This is a genomic window from Pseudomonas sp. P5_109 (genome assembly GCF_034009455.1).
In the GTDB taxonomy this organism is placed as follows: Bacteria; Pseudomonadota; Gammaproteobacteria; order Pseudomonadales; family Pseudomonadaceae; genus Aquipseudomonas.
Genome location: NZ_CP125380.1, coordinates 4,971,739 through 4,995,520 on the forward strand (window position 1 = coordinate 4,971,739; position 23,782 = coordinate 4,995,520).

Annotated in this window: 16 protein-coding genes; 6 read left to right on the top strand and 10 right to left on the bottom strand. The window is 62.6% G+C overall.

Annotated elements, in window-relative coordinates; all coding sequences use genetic code 11:
• Positions 1–11 precede the first annotated feature (11 nt).
• The 4 genes from QMK54_RS22050 to QMK54_RS22065 form a co-directional block, all read right to left on the bottom strand.
• Positions 12–1,070 carry a TauD/TfdA family dioxygenase gene (locus tag QMK54_RS22050; RefSeq protein WP_320401352.1) on the bottom strand — a complete coding sequence of 353 codons (1,059 nt, stop codon included), beginning with the start codon at positions 1,068–1,070 and terminating at the stop codon, positions 12–14.
• 52 nt (positions 1,071–1,122) lie between these two features.
• On the bottom strand, positions 1,123–10,356 hold the full coding sequence (locus QMK54_RS22055) for a non-ribosomal peptide synthetase (protein WP_320401353.1): 9,234 nt from the start codon (positions 10,354–10,356) through the stop codon (positions 1,123–1,125).
• A gap of 241 nt (positions 10,357–10,597) precedes the next feature.
• The gene (locus QMK54_RS22060; RefSeq protein ID WP_110663293.1) at positions 10,598–11,332 is read right to left on the bottom strand and encodes a thioesterase II family protein; all 735 of its coding nucleotides are present in this window, start codon (positions 11,330–11,332) and stop codon (positions 10,598–10,600) included.
• Between the two features lie 198 nt (positions 11,333–11,530).
• A complete protein-coding gene (locus tag QMK54_RS22065) occupies positions 11,531–12,703 on the bottom strand; it encodes an MFS transporter (protein WP_320401354.1) in 1,173 nt (390 codons plus the stop codon).
• Positions 12,704–12,959: 256 nt separating this feature from the next.
• On the opposite strand from QMK54_RS22065, the gene QMK54_RS22070 reads away from it, so the two are divergent.
• From QMK54_RS22070 to QMK54_RS22080, 3 genes are all read left to right on the top strand, one after another.
• On the top strand, positions 12,960–14,783 hold the full coding sequence (locus QMK54_RS22070) for a glycoside hydrolase family 15 protein (RefSeq protein ID WP_110662782.1): 1,824 nt from the start codon (positions 12,960–12,962) through the stop codon (positions 14,781–14,783).
• Between the two features lie 312 nt (positions 14,784–15,095).
• Complete coding sequence (locus QMK54_RS22075) at positions 15,096–15,440, top strand: hypothetical protein (protein WP_223593451.1); 345 nt, start codon at positions 15,096–15,098, stop codon at positions 15,438–15,440.
• A gap of 27 nt (positions 15,441–15,467) precedes the next feature.
• Positions 15,468–16,367, top strand: a complete 900-nt coding sequence (locus tag QMK54_RS22080; protein ID WP_223593449.1) for an alpha/beta fold hydrolase — start codon at positions 15,468–15,470, stop codon at positions 16,365–16,367.
• Here QMK54_RS22080 and QMK54_RS22085 read toward each other — a convergent pair.
• Positions 16,336–17,319, bottom strand: a complete 984-nt coding sequence (locus QMK54_RS22085) for a GlxA family transcriptional regulator (protein WP_320401355.1) — start codon at positions 17,317–17,319, stop codon at positions 16,336–16,338. The genes QMK54_RS22080 and QMK54_RS22085 overlap by 32 nt on opposite strands.
• An 88-nt stretch (positions 17,320–17,407) precedes the next feature.
• On the opposite strand from QMK54_RS22085, the gene inhA reads away from it, so the two are divergent.
• Positions 17,408–18,094 (top strand): isonitrile hydratase, encoded by a 687-nt coding sequence (inhA, locus tag QMK54_RS22090; RefSeq protein ID WP_320401356.1) that lies wholly within the window; start codon positions 17,408–17,410, stop codon positions 18,092–18,094.
• Positions 18,095–18,361: 267 nt separating this feature from the next.
• On the opposite strand, the gene QMK54_RS22095 is transcribed toward inhA, so the two are convergent.
• Together QMK54_RS22095 and QMK54_RS22100 are read right to left on the bottom strand one after the other, a co-directional pair.
• Positions 18,362–19,162, bottom strand: a complete 801-nt coding sequence (locus QMK54_RS22095; protein WP_320402941.1) for an aminoglycoside phosphotransferase family protein — start codon at positions 19,160–19,162, stop codon at positions 18,362–18,364.
• 7 nt (positions 19,163–19,169) lie between these two features.
• Positions 19,170–19,658, bottom strand: a complete 489-nt coding sequence (locus tag QMK54_RS22100) for an SRPBCC family protein (protein ID WP_110660857.1) — start codon at positions 19,656–19,658, stop codon at positions 19,170–19,172.
• A 198-nt stretch (positions 19,659–19,856) separates the two neighbouring features.
• Between QMK54_RS22100 and QMK54_RS22105 the strand changes: the two genes are divergently transcribed.
• The gene (locus tag QMK54_RS22105; protein WP_320401357.1) at positions 19,857–20,258 is read left to right on the top strand and encodes a GFA family protein; all 402 of its coding nucleotides are present in this window, start codon (positions 19,857–19,859) and stop codon (positions 20,256–20,258) included.
• A gap of 79 nt (positions 20,259–20,337) precedes the next feature.
• Positions 20,338–20,742, top strand: a complete 405-nt coding sequence (locus QMK54_RS22110) for a lysozyme inhibitor LprI family protein (protein ID WP_110660859.1) — start codon at positions 20,338–20,340, stop codon at positions 20,740–20,742.
• 137 nt (positions 20,743–20,879) lie between these two features.
• On the opposite strand, the gene peaD is transcribed toward QMK54_RS22110, so the two are convergent.
• Genes peaD through peaB form a run of 3 tightly spaced genes read right to left on the bottom strand, consistent with a single transcriptional unit; the run spans position 20,880 to position 23,778 of the window.
• Positions 20,880–21,998, bottom strand: a complete 1,119-nt coding sequence (peaD, locus tag QMK54_RS22115) for a quinohemoprotein amine dehydrogenase subunit beta (RefSeq protein ID WP_110660860.1) — start codon at positions 21,996–21,998, stop codon at positions 20,880–20,882.
• Positions 21,999–22,022: 24 nt separating this feature from the next.
• Positions 22,023–22,346, bottom strand: coding sequence for a quinohemoprotein amine dehydrogenase subunit gamma (gene qhpC, locus QMK54_RS22120; RefSeq protein ID WP_008016081.1), 324 nt, complete (start codon positions 22,344–22,346; stop codon positions 22,023–22,025).
• Between the two features lies 1 nt (position 22,347).
• Positions 22,348–23,778, bottom strand: coding sequence for a quinohemoprotein amine dehydrogenase maturation protein (gene peaB / locus QMK54_RS22125; RefSeq protein ID WP_320401358.1), 1,431 nt, complete (start codon positions 23,776–23,778; stop codon positions 22,348–22,350).
• Positions 23,779–23,782 lie beyond the last annotated feature (4 nt).

Genomic DNA, 23,782 nt, shown 5'->3' on the forward strand with positions numbered 1-23,782 from the left:
GTCGGGTGTCCTTATTCCTGATCCAGGTCGGCGCTTTTCTGTGCGATGGCCATGGCCGTGAGGATTTTTCTGTAGCCGGTGAATTCGTTGCGCGCATGCACGCTGAGGATGTTGTCGAGCAGGACCACGTCGCCTTTCTCCCAGGCGAACTCCACCATCACCTCGCGGTAGATGCCTTGCAGGTGGCGGATGACATCGTCGGGAATCGGCGAGCCGTCGCCGAAGAAGGTGTTCTGCGGCAAATCCTGCGGACCGAACTCACGCAGCAGGTTGTCGCGGATGCTGTCCGGCAGGGTCAGCGCATTGAAGAAGGTGCCGTGGTTGAACCAGATGCGCTCGCCGCTCAGCGGGTGGCGCACGATGGCCGGGCCGTTCTGCCGGGTGCGCAGGCGGTTGCCGGGTTTCCACTCGGCCTGGATGCCGATTTTGGCGCAGTAGGCTTCGACCTCGGCGCGATCCTCGCTCTGGAACACGGTCTGCCATGGCAGGCCCATGCCGTCGCCGTAGTTACGCACGTACATGATGCGTTTGCGGGCAAACGCTTCGCGCACCGCCGGGTCAATCCGCGCGAGGATCTGCCGGGTGTCGCCGAACGGTGTTTCACCGCCGGTGGCCGACGGGGTGTCGCAGTAGAAGTACAGGTGACGCGGGAACACCGGCGAATACGAGTGTTCGTTGTGCGGGAAGATCTTCTCCGGCGCCGGGTAATCGGTGGAGCTGTAGATCTTGAACTGGCCAGTGATCTGGGTCCGTGGCGAGGCGCGGAACAGATACTCCAGCGCACCGCCGGAAATCGCATCGACACAGCGGTTGAACTCGCCGATATCGGCCACCTGGAAGTCACGGAACAGAATCACCGCGTGCTCCAGCAGCTTGCTTTCGATCAACGCGCGGTTCTGGCTCGCCCATTCCACCAGGCTCACGCCGGACACGGCCGGACGGCACACCAGCGGCATGCTCTGGCCTTCGAACATCGGCGCAAAACTCACCAGCCGCGTCGGATCGGTGGACAGGCTTTTGCGGGCACCACGACCCATCTTGGGAATGGACTTGGTCGTTGAAACGGTCATAAACCCCTCCAGAAAATGATCACGGCGGCGCTAAAGGGCGCCGCCGCCTGAATCAGTCCGCTGCGATTTTCGCTGTCGGCGCAGCCCGGTTCGCCGAGCGGCGCTTGATCGCCATGGCACCGCCGAGCAAGGCCTTGCGTTGCTCGCTCAAGCGCGCGTCGGCACCGCGCTGGACATCGCTGGCCAGGTTGAGCAAATCGCCGACTTGCAATCCATCAGTGCCAATCAACGCTGCGAGCACCGCCTGAACCTGTTCGGACAAACACTCAAGCGTGCTCGGCAGGTACTGACCGGCCGGTGTCTCGAAGCTCAGGTGGATGTGCTGTGCGTCGTTGTAGAACGCAGCGACCATGCCGATCTCGGCGGCCTGGCGCCCGGACGGGAAGTCCTCGACTTGCAGGCCCTCCATCGACGGCAGGCGACCGACGCCTTCCTGGTAAATCAGCTTGATGTCGAACAGCGGCGAACGTCCGGCCCGGCGCGGCAAGCGCAAGGCTTCCACCAGGCGCTCGAACGGCAGGTCCTGATGGTCCGAAGCCTCCAGCACCGCCCGGCGACAAGCGTCCAGCAACTGCGCCGCCGACTGTTCGGCATCGACTTCCACTTGCAGTACTAGTTGGTTAACGAAGAAGCCGACCATTTCTTCAAGCCCGGCTTGATTTCGGTTGGCGATATCGGTGCCGATGCGCACACGACTGACCTCGGTACGCTGGCGCAGGACCAGGGTGAAACCACTCAGCAGCAGCATGAACAGCGACAGATCGCGTTGCCGGGCAAAGTCGCGCAACTGCTGGCTCAGTTCGGCACTGAAGGTGAAATGCGCACCGGCACCGGCTTGCGCGGTGCGCTGGTCACCATCGGCGGGCAACTCCAGCACGGCTTGTGGCTCAGCGAGGCGCTGCTGCCAGTAGTCGAGCTGGCGTTGCAATTCGCCGCCCTGCTCCAGCCACTGGCGCTGCCATTTGGCGAAGTCGGCGTACTGCACGCTGTGCGCCGGCAGTTGCGGGATTTCGCCACGGTTGAGGGTTGGATAGAGCGTGACGAATTCATTGATCAGGACGCGGAACGAACCGTCATCGGCGACGATGTGATGCACCGTCAGCAACAGCACGTGCTCATCCTCCGCGACCCGCAGCGCCCGCACCCGCAGCAACGGACCGTGGCGCAGGTCGAATGGCCCGGCGACTTCCTCGCGGGCCAGCTGTTGTGCTTCGAGATCCGGCGCCGGCAGATGCCGCAGGTCGCTGTCGACAAAACTCAACGGCAGTTGCGGATGCACCCGTTGCCAGGTCTGGCCGTCTTCTTCGTAGAAGGTGGTGCGCAATACCGCGTGACGCTGCACCAGGGTTTCGAAGGTCTGGCGCAGGGCATCGAGGTTCAACTCGCCCCGCAGGCGCAAGGCACCCGGCATGTTGTACATCGAACTGTCCGGCTCCAGGTTCCACAGGAACCACAAGCGCTGCTGGGCAAAGGACAACGGCTGGCGTTCGCCAGAGGTGTCGGCCACCAGCGCCGGGCGTTCACAGCTGTGTTGCAGCGCCTGCACCCGGGCGGCGAAATCCTCGAGGCGCGGATGTTCGAACAGGCTGCGCAGGCTCACCGACAGACCCAGGCGCTGGCGGATCTGCGAGACGATTTGCGTCGCCAGCAACGAGTGCCCGCCCAGTTCGAAGAAGCTGTTTTCGCGGTCGACGCGGTTGACCTGCAACACCTGCTGCCAGATCTGCGCCAGTTCGATTTCCAGTACACCTTGCGGCGCGCTGCCGGCTTCGGCTTCCCATACTTGCGGTGGCGGCAACGCGGCGCGGTCGAGCTTGCCGTTGCGGTTGAGCGGCAACGCGGCCAGCAACACCAGTTGCGCCGGGAGCATGTAGTCCGGCAGGCGCTCGCCCAGGGCGCGGCGCACGGTGTCGGTGAGTTGCCGCGCATCCGCCGCCAGCAGCTCATCACTGGCCGGCACCACATAGCCAATCAACTGCTTGCCGCCGACGCCTTCGTGCACCAGCACCGCGGCTTCGCTGATCATCGGCAGGCCTTGCAGGTGCGCTTCCAGCTCACCCAGCTCGACCCGGAAGCCGCGAATTTTCACCTGGTGATCGATACGCCCCAGGTACTCCAGCGCACCGTCTTCGCGATAGCGCGCCAGGTCGCCGCTGCGGTACAGCCGCGCGCCCGGTGTGGCGGAAAACGCATCGGCAATGAAGCGCTCGGCACTCAAGCCTGGACGCTGGTGGTAGCGCTGGGCCAGGCCGGCGTCGCCGCCGATGCACAATTCGCCGACGCAACCGCTCGGCAGCAGGTGCCCTTCGCTGTCCAGCACATACAACGCACGCCCAGGCAGCGCTTTGCCGATGGGCACGCCAATGTGATTGCGGGTATCGGCCAGCGTGCATTCGTGGGTGCTGGAAACGACCGTGGCTTCGGTCGGGCCATAGGTATTGAGCAGGCGCACATCGCCCAGACCGGCGGCGTGCCACAGCTTCAGGCCTTCCAGCGACATGGCCTCGCCGCCGACGTGGACCTGACGCAGACGGCCCTTGTCACGCTGCGATTGCGCGGCCCACTCCTGGGACAACAGGAACCAGTAGGCGGCCGGCAAATCCGCCAGGGTCACGCCCTGTTCGATGATCTGGCGATAGAGGGTGTCGGTGTCCCACAACTCATCGCCGCGCATCACCAGCGCCGCGCCCACGCACAGTGGCGGGTAGCACTGCTCGACAAAGCCGTCGAAGCTGAAGGTGGCGAACTGCAGGACGCGGTCTTCAGGGACCAGTTGCGAATAGTCCGACGCAATCACGCAGAACTCGCGCAGTGCGGCGTGGGCCAGGCATACGCCTTTCGGGCGTCCGGTGGAGCCGGAGGTGTAGATCAGGTAGGCAAGGTCTTCGGCGCTGGCGAGGTTTTCCGGGTTTTCCGTGGAGTAACCGTCGGCGTTCGCCTCCAGTGCCAGACGTGGCAAACCTTGTGGCAGCGCGACATCGGTCAGCAGCCCCGGTTGCGCCAGCAGCAAGTCCATGCCGCTGTCTTCAATCATGTAGGCCAGGCGCTCGGCCGGGTAATCCGGATCAAGCGGTACATATCCGGCGCCGGCCTTGAGGATCGCCATCAGGCTGACGATCATCTGTGCATTGCGCCGCACCGCCAGGCCGACCCGTTGCCCCGGCGCCACACCCTGGGCGCGCAGGCGATGGGCGAGTTGGTTGGCCTGCGCATTGAGTTGGGCGTAGGTCAGGCGCTCCTCACCGACGATCACGGCCAGCGCATCGGGTGTGCGAGCTGCTTGTTGCTCGAAACGCTGATGGGCCAGCAACGGGCTGTCGATTGGCGGCGCAGGCGGACGCGAACCTGCCAACACCTTGGCTTGCGCGATAGGGTCGAGCAGGCTGATCGCACCCAGTGACTGTTGCGGTTGCGCGACGAATTGCTCCAGTACGTGCAACAGGCTGGCGCCCAACTGGCTGATCTGCGCGACACTGAACCGGGTTCGGTCGAAACTGAAATCCAGACGCAGGCTCACGCCGACTTCAATGCCGAGAGTCAGCGGGTAGCTGGTGATTTCGTGATTGTGCAACGCGCCGAAGGTCAGGCCCGCCGGCGCCGCTTGCTTGAGGGCTTCGGCCACCGGGAAGTTCTCGAACACCAGCAGACTGTCGAACAGCGCCCCCTGTTGCCCGGCCCAGCCTTGAATGTCGTACAGCGGCACGTGCTCGAATTCGCGCAGACTCAGGTTCAGGGCTTGCAGGTCGTTGAGCCACTGGGTCACCGAGAGCCCTGCCTGCGGCGCCGCGATGATCGGCAAGGTGTTGATGAACAGCCCCAACTGCTGCTCGATACCCGGCAATGGCGCCGAGCGTCCGGCAATCGTTGCGCCGAACGCCACACAGGACTGGCTGGTATAGCGCTGCAACAACAGGCCCCAGGCGCCTTGCAGCAGCGTATTGAGGGTGACTTTCTGCTGGCGGGCGAAATCGCTCAGGCGCTGCAGCGCGGCGCTCTCGAGGGTCAATTGATGTTCGCCCATGCCGCGCCCGTCGGCGGGCGTCGGCAAGGCTTGCGCCAGCAGCGTTGGCGTTTCCAGCGGCGCCAGCGCTTGTTTCCAGAACTGCTCGGCGGCCAGCAGCGGCTGCTGTTGAATCCAGCCGAGGTAGTCGCGGTATTGCCCCAACGGTTTGTTCAGCGACTGGCCTGCATAGTGCTGGATCACTTCGCCGAGTAATTGCGCGTTGCTCCAGCCGTCCATGAGGATGTGATGGCTGGTATGGATCAGGTGCCAGTCTTGCGCGCCCCGGCGCACCAGCAACAGGCGGAACAACGGCGCGGTGCCGAGTTCGAAGCCGCGACTGCGCTCTTCAGCCGCCAAAGCATCGAGGTCGATGTCAGCCGCCTCGACCACTTGCAGTTGCAGGTCGACCTGGCGATGAATCACCTGGTGCGCGCACTCAAGCCCCAGCCAGTGGAAGCTGCTGCGCAGGATGTCGTGACGGTTGATCGCCGCCTGCCAGGCACGACCGAACGCCGCCAGCTCCAGCCCCTGGAGGTCCAGGCGCAACTGATTGATGTAGGCCTCGGCCTGAGGCTCGTACAGGGTGTGGAACAGCATGCCCTGCTGCATCGGTGTCAGCGGGTAAATGTCCTCGATGGCCGGCGCCGCAACGGGCAAGGCATCGAGTTGTGCCTGGGTGATGCGCGCCAGCGGGAAGTCCGACGGCGTGACCTGGCCTGTCGCTGTCGTGCAGCAATGTTCGATCAGCGTCTTGAGTTCTTCGGTGTAGGCATCGGCCAGTCGTTGCACGGTGGACTCGGCAAACATCTCGCGGCTGAAGCCCCATTGCAGCGAGAGTTGCCCGCCATAGACCTGGCCTTCCACGGTCAGCCAGTTGGCCAGCGGCGCATCATCGCCCTGAGCCTGGCCGCCGCTTTCCGCAGCCGGTTTGAGCAGCGCTGCGTCATCGAACTGACGGTCGAACTGCCCCAGGTAGTTGAAGGTGATCCGGGGCGCCGGCAAGCCTTGCAGGAGCTCGCGTTGCGCCGGTTCGCCGAGGTAGCGCAGCAGTCCATAGCCCAGGCCTTTGCCGGGAACGGCGCGCAGTTGTTCCTTGATCGACTTGATCGAATTCGCCGCCCCCGCCTCGGGTTGCAGGCGCACTGGAAACAGGCTGGTGAACCAGCCGACGGTGCGGCTCAGGTCGAGGTCATCGCCCAGGTCTTCGCGGCCGTGGCCTTCGAGCTGGATCAGCGTCGAGCCCTGCCCGATCCAGCGGCAGATGACCCGCGCCAACGCCGTGAGCAACAGATCGTTGACCTGGGTGCGATAGGCCGCTGGTGCCTGTTGCAGCAATTGGCGGGTCAGCCCGGCGTCCAGTTTCGTTTCGACCTTGTGCTCGTGGCGCTGCTGCAAGCTGCCCTGCGGGTTGTCGCATGGCAGGTCCCGGGCATCCGCCAGTTGCGCCTGCCAGTACGGCATTTGCGCAAGGATGGTACCGGCATGCTGTTGCAAGTGCGCCGCCCAGGCTTGATAAGCGCTGGTTTTCTCGGGCAAGGCCACTTGCCGGTAAGCTTGTTGCAGGTCTTCGAGCAACACCCGCCACGACACCCCGTCCACCGCCAGGTGATGGACCACCAGCAGCAGGCGCTGGCTGCCATCGTCGAGGCTGGCCAGCAAGGCGCGCAGCAGCGGACCGTTTGCCAGATCGAGGCTGCGTTGCGCTTCATCACAGAGAACGGTCAAGGCTTCGGTCGAAGACGCATTGCGCAACCACAACTCAGCGGACTCGACTGGCGCTGCATGGCGCTGCTGCCAGTCTTCAGCGCCCTCAACAAAGCGCAGGCGCAAGGCGTCATGGTGGTTGATGACGGCGACCAGCGCCCGCTCCAACGCTTGCGGATCCAGTGCTTCCCGAGGCGTCAGCAACAACGACTGATTCCAGTGCTGACGCCGGGTGATGGCCTGTTCGAAGAAGTAATGCTGCGCCGGGGTGAGGATCACCTCGCCGCTGACCGGGCCTTGATCGATGCGGCTGCAGCTGTCGAATGCCGCGACCAGCGCCAGGCTGCGCACGGTCTGGTACTGGAACAAGTCCCGCGGACTGAGACGGATACCGGCCTGACGGGCACGGCTGACCACTTGGATGGAAATGATCGAGTCGCCACCGAGTTCGAAGAAGTTGTCTTCAAGCCCTACACGTTCAACGCCCAGCACCGCTTGCCAGATCTGCGCCAGCGCAGCCTGCATTGCATCCTGCGGTGCGACGAATGCCTGTTGCGGCGCGGCGTCGGGTTGCGGCAAGGCCTTGCGGTCGAGCTTGCCGTTGGCGGTCACCGGCAAGGCGTCCAGCGGCATCAGGTAGGTGGGCACCATGTATTCCGGCAGGCTGCCGAGCAACCAGGCCTTGAGGGTTTGCGGCCACAGCCCATCGGCATCGGCGTTTTCCAGCACCAGATACGCCACCAGATGCTTGCCGCCCTGCACCAGCACCACGGCTTCACGCACCAGCGCGTGCTGCATCAGGCGCGTTTCGATTTCCCCCAGCTCGATGCGCAGGCCGCGCAATTTGACTTGATGATCGAGGCGCCCGAGGTATTCGATCACGCCGTCCGCACGTTGGCGTACGCGGTCGCCGGTGCGGTACAAGCGCGCGCCGTCGTGGAACGGGCACGGCACGAAACGCTCGGCGGTGAGCGCCGGGCGCCGGTGATAACTGCGCGCCAGCCCGGCACCGCCAAGGTACAACTCCCCCGCCACGCCGGCCGGAACCGGCAGCAGTTGCGCATCCAGCACATGGGTGCGCATGTTGGCGATGGGCCGGCCGATGGGCACGCTGTCGGCGCCTTCATCGATGCAGGTCCAGTGAGTCACGTCGATGGCCGCCTCGGTCGGACCGTACAGGTTGTACAAGCCTGCACCCGGCAGCTTTTTGAACACCTGCAATTGCGCATCCAGCGGCAAGGCTTCACCGCTGCAGGCGATGCGCTTGAGGCTGGTGCAGGCTTCAACACCCGGCTCGTGGATGAACGCCTGGAGCATCGACGGCACGAAGTGCAGCGTGCTGATGCCGTAGTCCGCGATGAGGCGGATCAACTGCGCCGGTTCACGATGCGCGCCCGGCGGCGCCACCACCAGGCGCGCGCCGGTCATCAGCGGCCAGAAGAACTCCCAGACCGACACGTCGAAACTGAACGGGGTTTTCTGCAACACCGAGTCGCTGCCATCGATTGCGTAGGCCTGCTGCATCCAGCACAAACGGTTGACCAGCGCCGCGTGACTGTTGCCCGCGCCTTTTGGTTTGCCGGTAGAACCGGAGGTGTAGATCACATAGGCCAGGTTCAATGGATGCACGTCCACCTGCGGGCAGGTGTCGCTGTAGCCGTCGAGCCAGTCTTGCTCCTGATCCAGGGCGATGACCTTGATGCGTTCGGCGGGCAAGGCGCCGAGCAGGGAGCTCTGCGTAAGCAGCAGGCCAATCGCGCTGTCGTCGATCATGTAGGCCAGGCGTTCGGCCGGGTACTCCGGGTCCAGTGGCACGTAAGCGCCACCGGCCTTGTGAATCGCCAGCAGGCCGATGACCATTTCCAGCGAACGCTCGACGCAGATGCCCACCAACACATCCGGGCCGACGCCCTGCTCGCGCAAGTAGTTCGCCAATTGGTTGGTGCGGGCATCGAGTTGCGCGTAGCTGAGTTGGCGTTCGCCAAACACCAGCGCCGGCGCCTCGGGGGTGCGTCGGGCCTGGGCCTGGATCAGCTGATGCATGCACTGCTCGACCGGATAGACCTCGGCGGTGCGGTTCCAGTCGTGCACCAGCACCTGTTGCTCATCGGCCGTCAGCATCGGCAATTCGCCGATTTTTTGCGTCGAGTCGTCGACTAACGCCTGCAACAGGCGCGTCCAGTGCCGGGCCATGCGCGAGATGGTATCGGCCTCGAACAGGTCATTGGCATAGGTCAGCGCGGCGTGCAGCTTGCCACCCTTTTCCCAGGTGTCGAGGGTCAGGTCGAACTGGGTGGTGCGGCTTTGCCAGTCGATGCTGCCCAGCACCAGGCCGGAGGCGGTGCTGACCGAAGCCATGTCAGCCACCTGCGGTTGGTGGTTGTACATCACCTGGAACAACGGCGTGTGGCTGAGACTGCGCTCAAGCTTCAGCGCTTCGACCAGGCGCTCGAACGGCAGGTCCTGATGGGCCTGGGCGCCGAGGGCGGTTTCCTTGACGGAGCGCAGCAGGTCGTCGACCCGGGTCTGGCCGTCCAGCTGGGTACGCAGCACCTGGGTGTTGACGAAGAAGCCGATCAGCCCTTCGATTTCCGCACGGTTGCGGTTGGCGATGGGCACGCCGACGCGGATGTCGGTTTGCCCGGTGTAGCGATGCAGCAACGCATTGAAAGCGCCGAGCAACAGCATGAACAGGGTGATGTTGTGCTTCTGCGCGGTGCCGCGCAGTTGCTCGGCCAGTTGCGCCTCGACCGCGAATTCGTAGCGGGTGCCGCGATAACTCGGCATCGCCGGGCGCGAATGATCCAGGGGCAATTCCAGCACCGGATGATCGTCGCCCAACTGTGCCTGCCAGTACGCCAGTTGCCGTGCCTGCTCGCCCGCCTCCAGCCAGCGGCGCTGCCACAGGGCGTAGTCACTGTATTGGATCGGCAGAGGCGGCAAATTCGGTTGGGTGCCCGCATCGAAGGCGTCGTAGCAGCGAATGAATTCATCGATCAGCACATTCATCGACCAGCCATCGGACACGATGTGGTGCAGGGTCAGCAACAGCACGTGCTCTTGGTCGGCGAGCTTGAGCAGGGTGACCCGCAGCAGCGGTCCGCTCGACAGATCGAAGGGCAGCATCGATTGCTGCTCTGCGGTTTGCGCCACGGTCCGTTCGCGCTCTTCGGCGGGCAGCGCGCTGAAATCCACGTGTTCGATCAGCAGCGGCGCCGTGGCGGGGACTTGCTGCAAGCTGTCGTCGGCCTGACGCTGGAATACCGTGCGCAGGGTTTCATGCCGCGCCACCTGGCTGGCGAACGCCTGCTCCAGCGCCGGCAGATTCAAGTGCCCGCTCAGCCGCACCGCGCCCGGCAGGTTGTAGGCGCCACTGTGCGGGTCCAGTTGCCAGAGGAACCACATGCGTTGCTGGGCGTACGACAACGCCTGGCGATCCTCGGCCTCAATGCCGGCCGGAATCGGGAAACGGGCGAAATCCACGCCCTCCTTGTGCAAGGCCGCAAGGAACATCTGGCGCTTTTCCAGGGGCAGCCCGATAAACCGGCGAGCAAGTTTCAAGGAGTCTTCAGCATTCATCTATCGGCATCCGCATCAGTAGGCAGCAGGCGCAAAGGCGCGTCGTCCCTATAAAACGAATGCAGACGGGAAAAATTAGCGGATGGGAACAAGTATCAGGAAGAGGGTGAAACGCGAAATCGAAGGCTGCAGAAAATCAAAAATGTGGGAGCGGGCTTGCTCGCGAAGGCGGTGTGTCAGTCACCCATCTGGCACCTGATACACCGTCTTCGCGAGCAAGCCCGCTCCCACACTGACCGAGTCAGGCACTGACAGCCATGGCATGCCTCCGATGATGCACCTCAAGCTGATCCTTGATCACCCGCAGCACCTTGGCCTCTTGCTCATGGATGAAGAAGTGGCCGCCAGCCAGCATGTCCACCGAGAAACTGCCGTGGCTTTCCTGGCTCCAGCCGATCAGCTGCTCGGTGGTGGCGCGGTCGGCCTTGCCGCCGAGCACGTGCACCGGGCATTTGAGCAACGGGCGCTGGATCGGTTCGAAACGCCCGCACAACAGGAAGTCCGCGCGCAGGACCGGCAGGGTCAGGCTCATCAACTCTTCATTGGCGAGGATCTCTTCGCTGGTGCCGTTGAGGGTGCGCAGTTGTTCGATCAGTTCGGCGTCGGTCTTGGGCTGGGCAAAGCCGCGGTCGTAGTCGGCGCGCAGGGTTGGCGCGGCGGTACCCGAGGCGAACAGCGCCACCGGTTCCGGGCAACCCAGCGCGCGAAATGCGTGGGCCATCTCACAGGCCAGCAACGCGCCCATGCTGTGGCCGAACAGCGCGTATGGCGTCTTGAGCGTGGCTTTCTGTTCATGGGCCAGTTGCAGCGCCAGGCGGCGCATGTCGGTGTGCAAGGGCTCGCCGTAGCGCGCGCCACGGCCCGGCAGCTCCACCGGTTGCAGCGTGAGCCACTGCGGCAGCTTGCGCCGCCAACGGCTATAGACCATGGCACTCGCGCCCGAATAGGGCAGGCACAGCAATGTCAGCTGGGGCACCGGGCTTTCCTCGAAAGTTGTCTGTAAAGAGAACGGATGAGGTGCGCCGAGAATTAGTCGTACAGAGATCCCTTGTAGGAGCGAGCCTGCTCGCGATGGTCGTTAACGATTACGCGTGCTTACCGGCTAAACGCAGTGCTCTTTAGTCCATCGCGAGCAGGCTCGCTCCTACAGGGGGCTGTTTCCAGCATTGGATCTTCATTTCAAATGACGATAGCTCGGAATCGCGGAACCGAGCACCACCGCTCCCGCCGCAATCGCCAGCCAGAACCCGCTGCGCGCACCGAAGCCGTCCACCAGCCAGCCGGAGCCGGCGGCGCCGATCGCCACGCCGATGCTCAGGCCGGTGACCAGCCAGGTCAGGCCTTCGGTGAGTTTGGCCGGCGGCACGATTTGCTCCACCAGGGCCATGGCTACGATCAGCGTCGGTGCAAAAAACAGCCCCGCGACAAACACCGCCAGGGACAAGCCGAAAATGTTCGACGCCAACAATAACGGCAAGGTCGTCACAGCCGTTGCCACCCCGCCATACAAGAACAGCCGCGCCAGCGGCACTTTTGAGCGTAGTGCGCCGAACGCCAGCCCGGCCAGGCACGAGCCGATGGCGTACACCGACAGCACCATGCTCGCCGCCGCCGGCTGGCCCTGATGCTGGGCGAAGGCGACGCTGACCACGTCCACCACGCCGACGATGGTGCCCATGGCCACCATCAACAGCATCAGCAATTGAATATCGCGGGAACGAATGATCGAGCCTTGCTGATGTTCCTCATGGGGATGCACCGGCGGCTCCGTGCTGCGCTGCAAGACGAACGCGGTGACGCCGATGGCCAGTGCCAGCAAGGCCGCCAACGGCCCGGCCTCGGGGAATGCCACCACGCACAGGCCCACTGACAGCGGCGGCCCGACGATGAAGCAGACTTCATCCAGTACCGATTCCAGGGCGTAGGCGGTTTGCAGCTCAGGGCGGCCGCGATACACCTCGGTCCAGCGCGCCCGCACCATCGCCGACATGCTCGGCATGCAACCGGCCAGCGCGGCGAAGAAAAACAGCGTCCAGTGTGGCGCCTGCAATCGCGTGCACAGCAACAGCAGCAACAGCGCCCCGCCGCCAAGCAACGCCGCCGCCGGCAAGATCCGCCCCTGGCCATATCGATCCACCAATCGGGAAACCTGCGGCGCACAAAACGCCGTGGCCAGGGCGAACGTCGCCGCCACCGCACCCGCCAGACCGTAGCCACCCTGCAACTGCGAAAGCATGGTGATCAGGCCGATACCGGTCATGGAAATCGGCATGCGCGCGATCATTCCGGTCAGTACGAAGGCGCCGCTGCCGGGGGCTTTGAACAACTCGCGATAGGGGTTTGCCATGGATCTGGTCTCATCAGGGGACTGCACGTTGCCATAACGGCTGATTGCCGGGGAAGCGTGGAATTGTTGGTTGAATGTGAAGGCCCCTTCGCGAGCAAGCCCGCTCCCACACTGGCCGGCGTACACCGCTCAATTGTGGGAGCAGGCTTGCTCGCGAAGAGGCCAGCAAAACCACCACAACCACCCCGCCAAATGAACTCTCGGCCGTCCAGACCAGTCAGCTATTTACGCCCCAGGCTCCCGGAGTTTCACGACAATGGCTGATCACCCCGAACGCCAAAGCCCCATCGACGCCCACGGCATCATCGGTGACATGCGCAGCGCGGCGCTGGTCAACGACAAGGGCAGCGTGGATTTTTTCTGCTGGCCGGAATTCGACAGCCCGACGATTTTCTGTTCGCTGCTGGACACCCCCGAAGCGGGTATTTTCCAGTTGTCGCCGGATTTGCCCGACGCCCGTCGCGAACAGATCTACCTGCCCGACACCAATGTGCTGCAAACCCGCTGGCTCAGTGACCGGGCGGTGGTCGAAGTCACCGACCTGCTGCCCGTCGGCGACACCGAGGACGACCTGCCGCTGCTGATGCGGCGGATCCGCGTGGTCAGCGGCCGCGCCACTTTCCACATGCGTTGCGCTGTACGCCATGACTACGCCCGCGCCAATACTCGCGCACGCATGGACAAGCAGGACGTGATCTTCGACGCTGCCGATCAACCGTCGCTGCGGCTCTCATCGGATCAGACCCTGCGCATCGACGCCAACGCGGCCGTAGCCGAATTCACCCTCGAACAAGACCAGACGAGCGAATTCCTCCTCGGCGCCCTCGACGATCCGCGCTTCAAGGACGGCGCCGCACAGCTGTGCCTGGAGCGCACCCTAAAGTTCTGGCGCGACTGGATCGGCCAGTCCAACTACCGCGGCCGCTGGCGCGAGATGGTCAACCGCTCGGCCCTGGCAATGAAGCTGCTGACCTCGCGCAAACACGGCGCCATTCTCGCTGCCGCGACCTTCGGCCTGCCGGAAAGCCCCGGCGGCGAGCGCAACTGGGACTACCGCTTCACCTGGATCCGCGACGCCTCGTTCACCGTCTATGCGTTCATGCGCCTGGGTTTCGTCGAAGAGGCCAACGCCTACATGCGCTGGTTGCGCGGACGGGTCAGCGACTGTCAGGGCAAGCCGATGAAGCTCAACATTCTCTACGCCATCGACGGTCGCCAGGAGTTGCCGGAGATAGAGCTGGCGCATCTGTCCGGTCATGGTGGCGCACAACCGGTGCGCATCGGCAATCAGGCCTATGAACAGGTCCAGCTCGACATCTTTGGCGAGCTGATGGACGCGATTTACCTGGTCAACAAATACGGCGAAGCCATCTCCCATGAAGGCTGGAAACACACCGTGGAGGTGGTCGATCAGGTCTGCGAAACCTGGGAGCAAAAGGATGTCGGCATCTGGGAGATGCGCGGCGAGCAGTACCATTTCCTGCATTCACGGCTGATGTGCTGGGTCGCCCTGGACCGCGCCATCCGCCTCGCGTCAAAACGCTCACTGCCCGCCCCGTTCGCCCGCTGGGATCAGACGCGCCAGGCGATCCATGCCGACATCTGGGAGAACTTCTGGAATGAAGAGCGTGGGCATTTCGTCCAGCACATCGGCGGCAGCGGCCTGGACGGTTCGATGCTGCTGATGCCGCTGGTGCGCTTCGTCAGCGCCCGCGACCCGCGTTGGCTGGCGACCCTGCAAGCCATCGAAAAGAGCCTGGTGCGCGACGGCATGATCTACCGCTACCGCAACGACGACAGCCAGATCGACGGCCTGCCCGGCAGCGAAGGCGCCTTCGCCGCGTGCTCGTTCTGGTACGTCGAATGCCTGGCCCGCGCCGGCCAGTTGGACAAGGCCCATCTGGAGTTCGAACAGTTGCTCAGGTACGCCAACCCGCTGGGGCTGTACGCCGAAGAGTTCGACAGCCATGGGCGGCATATGGGCAACACGCCGCAGGCATTGACGCATCTGGCGTTGATCAGTGCGGCTTGCTTTCTGGATCGGAGGTTGAGTGGGGAGAAGGTTGTCTGGCAGCCTTGAACACCAACTTCCAACACTACCCATACCTGTGGCGAGGGGGCTTGCCCCCGTTGGGCTGCGCAGCGGCCCCAAAACGGCCTATCGAGTCTCTCGCAAAGACAGTGTTGCCTGACTTTACGACTGCTGCGCAGCCGAACGGGGGCAAGCCCCCTCGCCACAGGTCTTGTGCAATCCGAGCCCTACGCTTCTTAAACAAAACCGCTTGCAACACCCCGAAAATAGCCTGTTGCCAGCCGCTACATCCCCACCTAACATCTTTGCACAACGGGTACAGCGGAGCTGTCCAGACCCCCCCGAATTCAAGGAACCTGAATGACCCAACACATCCAACGCAGCATCGACTCCCCGCTCCGAACCGGTTTGAACCGCGAAGAACTCTGGGAGGCCGGTGACAAGGGCCTGATCAAATGCTGGGAAGTCGGCCGCCAGCGCGCCGCCCGCTTCCCCGACCTCGCCCGACAGTGCCTCGCCGGCGAGTTGCCGGTACTGGGCTGGAAAGGTGGCGTCAGCCGCAGCCTGAAGAAACTCGAAAAATACGGCTCCCTCAAGTACCTCGCGCAGTGGCAAGGGTTGCGTGGGGAAGACCTGGACGTGGACCTGGCGGGGCAATTGCATCGGATTCAGGCAAAGAGCTTGAACAATGCGCCAGGCTTGTAAGAGTGTCCAGACAACCGGGGGGATGTGATGATTGAGCAACCGCTAAAGACCGTCCGCACGGCACAACTCGACATTGCCTACGAAGAACACGGCCCCGCCACCGGCGACCCGGTCATTCTGCTCCATGGTTTTCCCTATTCGCCACGCGCCTACGACGAAATCGCCCCCGCTCTCGCCGCTACCGGTTACCGCGTGATCGTCCCGTATCTGCGGGGTTACGGTCCGACGCGCTTCATCAGCACCGATACACTGCGCTCCGGCCAGCAAGCCGCCCTTGCCCAGGATTTGCTTGACCTGATGGATGCCCTTGCCATCAAACAGGCGTCCCTGTGTGGCTACGATTGGGGTGGGCGAGCGGCGTGCATTGTGGCGGCGCTGTGGCCGGAACGGGTGCGCTGCCTGGTGACGGGCGACGGCTATAACCTTCAGGACATCCCCCATTCGATACAGCCATTGGCTCCGGAGACCGAGCATCGCTATTGGTATCAGTACTATTTCCACACGCCTCGTGGCGTCGCGGGCCTGACTGAAAATCGCCGGGGCTTGTGCAAATTGCTCTGGAATCTCTGGTCACCGACCTGGGCCGAAAATGCGACACGCTATCCGTTGAGCGCCCCGGCCTTCGATAACCCGGATTTCGTTGACGTGGTGATTCACTCCTACCGCCACCGCTTTATGTACGCCCCTGGCGACCCGGCGCTGGAATGGATAGAGCAGGCCCTGAGCAAACAACCGGGCATCAGCGTACCAACGATTTCACTGTGCGGTGCCGATGACGGTGTTGGGCCTGCGCAAGACATCGACGAAGATATCGGGCATTTCACCGGTACCTATGAACGTCGGATTTTGGCAGGCGTTGGCCACAACATTCCCGAAGAAGCGCCAGAAGCAACACTCAAGGCGTTACTGGATCTACTGCGGCACTAACCGAAAACCGCTCCCGATAAGCCTGCGGCGTCACGCCCATGGCCCGCAGGAAGCTGCGGCGCAGGGTTTCTTCGCTGCCGAAGCCGCATTGCACCGCCACCCGTTTGATCGGTACGCCGGTATCGCTGAGCAGGCGCCGTGCGGTTTCGACGCGGATCAGTTCGATGGCCCGGGCCGGGGTCTGGCCGGTGTCGGCGCGGTAGTGGCGTACGAAGCTGCGTTCGCTCATGCCGGCCTGCAGGGCCAAGGTCGGGATGCCCAGGTCCTGGGTGAGGTTTTCGCTGATCCAGGCGTGAAGTTCGTCGAAACGGTTGCCTTCCTGTTGCAGGGACAGGGTCACGCTGAATTGCGACTGGCCACCCGGGCGCTTGAGAAACACCACCAGTTGCCGGGCAACTTCCAGGGCCATGTTGCGCCCCAGGTCCTGTTCGACCATGGCCAGCGCCAGGTCGATGCCGGCGGTCACTCCGGCCGAGGTCCAGATCGGGCCGTCATTGATGAAGATCGGGTTGGGCTCGACCTGCAAACGCGGATGCTGCTGCGCCAGTTGCTCGCAGCGGGTCCAGTGGGTGACCACGCGCCGGCCATCGAGCCAGCCGCTGGCTGCCAGCAGGAACGCACCGGTGCACACCGAGGAAACCCGTCGGCAGCCACGGGCATGCTCGCGCACCCAGGCGACCAACGGCGCATCTTGCGCCGCTGCGTAGACACCCCAGCCACCGGCGATGATCAGGGTATCGGTGCCATCATCCGGCAACGGTTCGGCCAACAGCGCCAACCCCGCCGAGGACATCACCGCCCCGCCGCCGCTGGCAATCACTGTCGGCGCATAGGGCGGCGGCAGACCTTGCTGACGGGCAATGTCGTTGGCCGAGGCGAACACCTGCAGCGGCCCGGTGACGTCGAGCAATTGCACGTTGGCGAAAGCGAGTACATGGATGGTTTTCGACATTTGGCGTAATTCGTGGGGATATTGGCGTATACGCCAAATCCTACGAGCCTACAGTGAAGCCGTCCACCCACCTCACGAGAAAAACACCATGACGTTGCATATCGGTTTTCTGTTGTTTCCTCAGGTTCAGCAACTGGACCTGACCGGCCCGTATGACGTGCTGGCCTCGCTGCCGGATGTGAAAGTGCATCTGATCTGGAAAGACCTGATGCCGGTCACCGCCAGCACCGGCTTGTTGCTGAAACCGACCATCACCTTCGACGATTGCCCGGCGCTGGACGTGATCTGTGTGCCTGGTGGTGGCGGCGTCGGGCCGTTGATGGAAGATGAACAGACCCTGGACTTCCTCAAGACCCAGGCCGCCAACGCCCGATACATCACTTCGGTATGCACCGGTTCGCTGGTGTTGGGCGCGGCGGGATTGCTCAAGGGTAAACGCGCCACCACTCACTGGGCGTATCACGAACTGCTCAAGCCGCTGGGCGCAATCGCGGTGAAAGATCGGGTGGTTCGCGACGGCAATCTGCTGACCGGTGGCGGAATTACTGCCGGAATCGACTTCGCCCTGACCCTGGCCGCCGAGTTGTTCGACCAGGCCACCGCCGAGCTGGTGCAACTGCAACTGGAGTACGCCCCTGCCCCGCCATTTAGCGCCGGCAGCCCCGAGACGGCTCCGGCCAGTGTGCTGGTAGAGGCTCGCCAGCGGGCTGCCAGTTCATTGAAGCTGCGGGCGGAAATCACCGAGCGGGCGGCGGCGAAACTCGACCAACAGTGAAATAACGGCGGCAGGAATCTGGTTCCTGCCGCCGCGGTTTTTCTGCGCCCACAAAAAAACCCGCCGAAGCGGGTTTTTCCAAGACCATGACGACTCCTTGTCGCAGCGTTCCTTGCATATGGTCGATCATCCGTGATCCTGAGCACATCCTGTGCTTCAGTGGGTAGGCTCAGAATACGCATAGGATCCAAATTGTAACAGGCGATATCACTACCATCGCGTGTAAGACATTCGCTATAAGCAACCTTCTGAAAACCCTTAGACGCCTCAGGCTTCGAGCCTTGAAGCCGCGAGTTTTGCGACCTCCAGCTGACCTTGCGCCGCCAGGCTGTCGCCGTCTTCGAGAAACCAGGCCGCCGACAGCCCGGCAAATGCCAGCACCCATTGCAGCAAACGTCGCGGATCAAGGTCGGCGGCCTGCGCCACGACGGCGAGCTGCCGATCAAAACGCCGGGGATCGGTCGCCGTGGGCAGGTCGGGATTGCAGATCAGGTTGGCGTAATCGAAGCCGCGCTCGCCGCTCACCCGCTTGGGGTCGATGGCCAGCCAGCCGCGTGCGCCGAAATCGAGGACATTGTCGTGATGCATATCGCCGTGCAGCACCACCTCGTCCTGTGGGGTGGCCAGCAGGGCCTCGGCGCTCGCCAGACTGAGGGAAAACGCACCGCCCTGTTGTACGGCCGCCACTCGCAACGAGGCAAACCAGCGCGTCAGAGGCACCAGCGGTGGTAGCGCAGTGCCACGTGGGGCATGCAGCCGTGCCAGCGCCGCACACAGGATGCGGCTGGCGTCATCGTCCTGACCGCTGAGGGCCATGTGCATCAGTGATCGCCGGCCCATGGCGCGCTCCATCAGCAGCCCGTCGCCGTGATGGGCATAGACCCGGGCGGCACCGTCGCCATCCCACCAGGTCATCAGCAGGTTGCCTAATTTCTCCTCGGTATCCACGGCGATTTTCAACATGGCCGGCACATCGCCTTGGCGTACCGGTAGCAAACGACTGCCAGGCGTGATGATCGGCTCACCGTCCGACACCAGCGCCCAGCGTTTCAACCATGAATCGAACAGGTCGACTTCAGCCACTCTGTTGCTCGTGGGCTTTGGCATTGTCGATCAAGAACTGCTCGATATTGTTCATTTGCTCCTCCCAGCCACGACTGTCCATGCGGAACGCTTTTTCGCGACGGGCCTGGGGAACGTGATCGAAACCGGACTCGGAGACCTTGAGCAGTGTGCCGTCGTCCATGTCTTCGAGCTCGAATTTCACCAGGGTGGTGGGTTCCTGGGAGTAATCGACTTCCGGGTTCACGGCATAAGGGTGCCAGCGAAACGAAAACAGCCGCTCCGGCTCGACCCGCTCTACCAGTACGTTCCAGCGCAAATGCTCATAACCGGGATAGGTAATCTGCCCCTGGGTCCACTCGCCTGCGACAAAACGCTTGTCCTCCAGCGCCACGCCAAACCACTGTCCGAACATTTCGGCATTGGCCAGCACACGCCAGACCTGTGAACGCTTGGCCTTGAGCAGGACTTTCCTTTCTATGCGATCAGATGCTGGGTTCATAAGTCACCTCCTGTACTTGAACAGTAGGTCAGTAAGACCACACGACCAACCCTAAAGTTGTACCAATCGGGATGTGCAATCAACCATGCCTGAGATATTCGGTTGCATTTGCGCGGATAAGTTCTGGGGCAACCGCAAAGTCAGGGGGTCGAAACTGCTAACGTTGTCCCTCGCAACAGCCTCGAAAAGGATAGCGACATGAAAGAAAAACTGCGCGGCAGTTGCCTGTGCAAGGCCATCGAATATGAAGTCGACAGCCTGGACATGCCCATCAGCCACTGCCATTGCCAAACCTGCCGCAAGGCACACGCGGCGGCGTTTGCATCGACCGCCGGGGTCATGCGCGAGCACTTTCGCTGGATCAAGGGCGAGGATCGCCTGAGCCGCTACGAATCGTCGCCGGGCAAATTTCGGTATTTCTGCCCGGACTGCGGCTCGCACTTGATGGCGGAGCGATTGGCCCAGCCTCACGTGATTGTCCGGGTAGCAACACTGGATGATGACCCGAAAATGACGCCACAGGCGCATATCTGGACATCCCATGAGCAGCCTTGGCTTGAACATGAGTCGGTAAAAAAGTACCCGCAATGGCAGACGTAGCTGGCTGAACGCCCCACAGCGCTACACTGCATCCCAAACCTGCATCCCAAACTTTCCACTGTCACAGCGAGTTACTGCCATGCACGCACGTTTTTTCCTGGCGCTGACGCCTTTGTTGTTCACCTCCCTGGCCCATGCTGCCGTGAACTGCGACAACGCCACCGACCAGGCCACGATGAACCAGTGCGCGGCGCAGCAGAATGCGGCCGCCGATAAGGAGTTGAATACGCTTTACCAGCAGATCACCTCGCGCCTGAAGGGCAATCCCGACGGCAAGAATTTGCTGGTGGGTGCGCAGCGGTCGTGGGTTGCGTTTCGCGATGCCGAGTGCAAGTTCTCGGCGTCCGGGGTGGAAGGCGGGAGTGTGTATCCGCTGATCTACAGCAATTGTGTGACGGAATTGACCAAGGCGCGGGTGGAGACGTTCAAGACTTACCTGAAGTGTCAGGAGGGGGATTTGGGGTGTCCGGTGCCGGGGGTTTGATTTTGCAGTGTTCTTGAGGGTCTCTTCGCGGGCAAGCCCGCTCCCACATGGACCGGTGTGAATGCAAATATGCCTTCCAACCCGGTCAACTGTGGGAGCGGGCTTGCCCGCGAAGGCGTCAGTCCAGACGCCGCAATTTACCGGACAAAAATCTGCGCCGTGGTAATCGCCATGTCCCCACCCGGCAACTTGATGCTGCCCGTCTGCTTCAGGCTGTCGGCATCGAAGATCGCCACGTCGTTGAACGTCCCCGCCAGGTAGATCTTGCTGCCGTCCTTGTTGAAGGAAATGCAGTAGTACGAGTGATCGAGCGTGGCGGACTGGAGCATTTTCTTCTGTTTGATGTCGTACTTGGCCAGGCGGTTGAGCACGCCAAACATCAGGTTCGGGTCCTTGGGCGAGCGCATGCCGCTGAAGTAGATCTCCGTCAAAGGGCCGAAATCGGTGGTTTCGGTCTTGCCGGTCTTCAGGTCGACACTGAACAGGCCGTACAGGTATTCGGCGGTGGCCGGGTCCTGTTTCTTGTCCTTGAACTTCGCCGCGGTGTAGAGCAACGAGAAGTCATGCCGATAAGTCTGCTGATTCCACACATAAAGCACGTCCGGCGCACTGTAGTTCGGGCGTTTCCAGTGACGGCTGGGGATCAGCACGTCGAATTTGCCGGTTTTCACATTGACCTTGTAGACGTCCGCCCCCGCCACATACAAGGTGCCGTCGTCGCCACTCTGCATGATGGTCAGCTGCCGAGGTGCCGGAAAACTGCGCACAGGCTTGGCATCCATTCCGGCGTCAGTGGCGTACACATCCAGTCGAGGCTGCTGCACTTCATAACGATCGTTCATCATCAGCGTCGGATTGGCGATGGTGAACAGTTCCTTGCCGTCGTGGCTGAGGGTGAAGGCGAACATCGACTTCGCTTTCTCCCCCGGCTTCTGGGTGATGCTGGCGTGGAACACCTGTTTGCAGCTGTCCAGTTCGACGCCATAGACATCCGCATAGTGGTTGTTCAGCACGTAGGCGGTCTTGCGGTCCGGCGACAGCTGCACAGTGCCGGGGCCAAAGGCATCGGGCATCTTGCAGGTCTTGAACAAGGAGTCGGTGGCCAGGTCGATCACGTGCAGGTTGTTTGGGTAATTGGTGGTCAACATGTATTCGTGACCGTCTTGCAGTGCGCTGTTTTCATCGGCCAGGACACTGACCGAACAACTGCTCAGGACGGCGAAAGCGGCCAGGCCGCAGGCTTTGATGCTGTGCATGCTGGAATCCTTCTTGTTATCTGATCACTTGTCCTTGGGGAAGACAGTGCCGAGGTTGCGCCAGTTATCGTTGGACGCCTGGGCATCCTTGTTCCAGTCCGGGTAGGTGCTCATCATGTCGGGCACCTGGGCCGGCCACCAGCAAGGGTCGGAGCAACCGTAGAGGTCGGCCTCCATCGGCTGGCACAGCGACGACACACCGCCGAACGCATCGATTTCCCAGCCCGGGTCGGTGGTCGAGGCACAGCCCGCCACGGAGCTCATGGCCACCACTTCTTCAATGCGGTTTTCGTCCGCGGCCTGATCCAGCTTCAACGCTTTGTTATTGATTGCCTTGAGATGTTTCATATCAGTGAGCCTTGCGCGGAGTGATGTAACTGCTGATGAACGCAGGGTTGTTGGCTATGATCCGGGTGTAGACCTCGATGCCGAAGTCGACCCAGTCACGCATCAGTTCGCAGTAGTGATAGGTCGGATGAGTCGGGTCGCCATAGCGGGCGTAGCTCTCGTGGTAGCAGCCGCCGGAACACAGGTTGCGGATCTGGCAGTCTTCGCAGCCGGTGTTGGTGCGGTCCAGGCGCTGGGACAGAAAGTCGTTCAACTCCACCTGTTTCACACCGCTGTGGACATTGCCGAAGGTCGGCAGGCTCGAACCGGTAAAGCGGTGGCACAGGTTCAGCTCGCCCTTGTGATCGACCGCCAGCATCTTCAGGCCCGCGCCGCATGGCAGGGCTTTCTTGTGGCCTTCGTGGATGTCGGTGATGAGCTGGTGCAGGTTGGAGAAACCGATGTTGCGGTGCTCCAGCGCCGCTTCCAGATAACGCCGACCGAGGCGTTTCATGCTGGCAAAGACTTCGATCAGCTCGTCGCTGGTGAGGTTGAAGCTGCTGATGTCGCCCGACGTCACCGGGGCAAAGCCGACTTCGGCGAAACCCAGTTCGTTGAACAGGTGATCCCAGATGGTTTCGACGTCAGTGACGCCAGTGGTCAACGTTACCCGCGCGCCCACCGGACGGCTGTTGTAGCGCGACAGCAGCATCTCGGCCTTGCGTCGCACCACGTCATAAGTGCCCTGCCCGCCCACGGTAATGCGGTTGCGGTCGTGCACGGTTTTCGGGCCATCGATGCTCACGGACAAACCGAAGCGGTGAGCGTTGAGATAGTCCACGGTTTCTTCGGTGAGCAGCGTGGCGTTGGTGGTCATCACGAACTCGACGAACTTGCCGGCCTCGCGAAAACGCTTCTCACAGTAGTCGACCATGTACTCGATCAGCTTGCGGTTGCTCAACGGTTCGCCGCCGAAGAACACCACGGTGAAACGCTCTTCGTCCGGGGATTCGCGCAGCAGCATTTCCACCGAGGCAATCGCCGTTTCGACGTCCATTTTCTTGCCGGCCGACGGCTTGTCGAGGTCTTCCTTGTAGCAATAGGTGCAACTCAGGTTGCAGCCAGTGTTGACGTTGAGCACCACGGTATTGATTGCCGTGCGCTCGACCCGCTTGGTGGCGATGTCCGGGGTCAGCGGCGAACCGTCGCTGACCAGTTCCAGGGCCATCAGCTCGCGCAGGGTCTCGGTGATTTCCTCGCCATTGAAACGCGCGGCCAGGCGCTGGATCAGGTCGTCCGAGGAGCAGCCGGGGCCGCGCAGGGTATCGATGATGGTGCCCGTCAGTTCATCGCTGGCGAACAGCGAACTGCTGGGGATGTGAAACAGCATGCGGTCGGCATCGACCTGCACTTCGTGCAGGTTACGTTCGACCAGATTCAAGATAGCGCCCATTGCA

Bases quoted from the DNA above. Each gene is read 5' to 3' on its own strand.
- QMK54_RS22050 (WP_320401352.1), bottom strand. From the start codon at position 1,070: ATGACCGTTTCAACGACCAAGTCCATTCCCAAGATGGGTCGTGGTGCC.
- QMK54_RS22055 (WP_320401353.1), bottom strand. From the start codon at position 10,356: ATGAATGCTGAAGACTCCTTGAAACTTGCTCGCCGGTTTATCGGGCTG.
- QMK54_RS22065 (WP_320401354.1), bottom strand. From the start codon at position 12,703: ATGGCAAACCCCTATCGCGAGTTGTTCAAAGCCCCCGGCAGCGGCGCC.
- QMK54_RS22070 (WP_110662782.1), top strand. From the start codon at position 12,960: ATGGCTGATCACCCCGAACGCCAAAGCCCCATCGACGCCCACGGCATC.
- QMK54_RS22075 (WP_223593451.1), top strand. From the start codon at position 15,096: ATGACCCAACACATCCAACGCAGCATCGACTCCCCGCTCCGAACCGGT.
- QMK54_RS22080 (WP_223593449.1), top strand. From the start codon at position 15,468: ATGATTGAGCAACCGCTAAAGACCGTCCGCACGGCACAACTCGACATT.
- QMK54_RS22085 (WP_320401355.1), bottom strand. From the start codon at position 17,319: ATGTCGAAAACCATCCATGTACTCGCTTTCGCCAACGTGCAATTGCTC.
- inhA (WP_320401356.1), top strand. From the start codon at position 17,408: ATGACGTTGCATATCGGTTTTCTGTTGTTTCCTCAGGTTCAGCAACTG.
- QMK54_RS22100 (WP_110660857.1), bottom strand. From the start codon at position 19,658: ATGAACCCAGCATCTGATCGCATAGAAAGGAAAGTCCTGCTCAAGGCC.
- QMK54_RS22105 (WP_320401357.1), top strand. From the start codon at position 19,857: ATGAAAGAAAAACTGCGCGGCAGTTGCCTGTGCAAGGCCATCGAATAT.
- QMK54_RS22110 (WP_110660859.1), top strand. From the start codon at position 20,338: ATGCACGCACGTTTTTTCCTGGCGCTGACGCCTTTGTTGTTCACCTCC.
- peaD (WP_110660860.1), bottom strand. From the start codon at position 21,998: ATGCACAGCATCAAAGCCTGCGGCCTGGCCGCTTTCGCCGTCCTGAGC.
- qhpC (WP_008016081.1), bottom strand. From the start codon at position 22,346: ATGAAACATCTCAAGGCAATCAATAACAAAGCGTTGAAGCTGGATCAG.
- peaB (WP_320401358.1), bottom strand. From the start codon at position 23,778: ATGGGCGCTATCTTGAATCTGGTCGAACGTAACCTGCACGAAGTGCAG.